General features: G+C 56.0%; 1 protein-coding gene. It reads right to left on the bottom strand.

The genetic code is table 11. The annotated features are described in order from the left end of the window. Positions 1–85: 85 nt before the first annotated feature. Complete coding sequence (locus tag NJF35_RS24580; protein ID WP_253091619.1) at positions 86–1,057, bottom strand: IS5 family transposase; 972 nt, start codon at positions 1,055–1,057, stop codon at positions 86–88. Between the last annotated feature and the right edge of the window lie 84 nt (positions 1,058–1,141).

Below are 1,141 nucleotides of genomic sequence, written 5' to 3'. Positions count from 1 at the left end.
TGTCGACGCCGCAAGGCCGATTTTTCAGGCCTCAATCGCATCAAAACCAGGGCTTTTCCCTGGTTCTTGCGCGCTACAGACACACCTATCCTGCAGTGCTCAATAACTGCCGACGCGCCATCCACAGATTCGACAGCGCAAACAGCGTCGTCAGTTGCGCCGTATTCTTGGCCAAGCCGCGAAAGCGAGTCTTTACATAGCCGAACTGGCGTTTGATCACCCGGAACGGGTGCTCCACCTTCGCACGCATCTGCGCCTTGGCCTTTTCGATCTTGCGCTTGGCTTTGTAGAGCACGCTACGTTTGCCCAAGTGCTTGTAAGTGCTGCGTCGCGCAGCGATCTGCCAGATCACTGGCCGCCCTACGTGCTCTGGTCTTTTCTCAACGCCTGTATAGCCCGCATCGGCACAGACGACGTTCTCTGCCCCGTGCAGTAGATGTGCAACTTCCGTTACGTCGGCCACGTTCGCAGCAGTGCCGTGAACGTGATGCACCAGCCCGGACTCAGCATCAGCACCGATATGTGCCTTCATGCCGAAGAAGTACTGGTTGCCTTTCTTTGTTTGATGCATTTCTGGATCGCGCTTGCCTTCCTTGTTCTTGGTCGAACTGGGCGCATGGATGATCGTGGCATCGACAATGGTGCCCTGGCGCAACGACAGGCCCTTGTCTTGCAGGTAATTGTTGATGGTTTCCAGAATGCCGGCTGCCAACTGATGCTTCTCCAGCAGATGTCGGAAATTCATGATTGTCGTGTCTTCGGGAATCGGCGCGCTGAGCGTGAGTCGGGCAAACTGGCGCATCGAGGTGATCTCGTACAACGCTTCTTCCATGGCCGGATCGCTCAGCGAAAACCAATTCTGCAGCAAGTGAATGCGCAGCATCGTTTCCAATGGATAAGGCTTACGACCGCCACCGGCCTTTGGATAGTGCGGCTCGATCAATGCGACCAAACCACTCCACGGCACCACCTGTTCCATTTCTGCCAGGAAACGCTCACGGCGGGTTTGCTTGCGCTTACCGGCGTACTCGAAATCGGAAAAGCTCATCTGACTCATGGGCAAGACTTGCTGGGGGGCTGAACGGAGGGCTATTTCAGCACAGGTCGGGCGGCTTGTGCTGACTTGATCGGAGAATCCCTA

This window comes from Pseudomonas guariconensis (genome assembly GCF_024127895.1).
GTDB lineage: Bacteria > Pseudomonadota > Gammaproteobacteria > Pseudomonadales > Pseudomonadaceae > Aquipseudomonas > Aquipseudomonas guariconensis_B.
This window is presented reverse-complemented; position numbering and strand designations above follow the sequence as displayed.

What these genes read in the sequence shown, in the direction of transcription:
- NJF35_RS24580 (WP_253091619.1), bottom strand. Translation starts at nt 1,057, where the DNA reads ATGAGTCAGATGAGCTTTTCCGATTTCGAGTACGCCGGTAAGCGCAAG.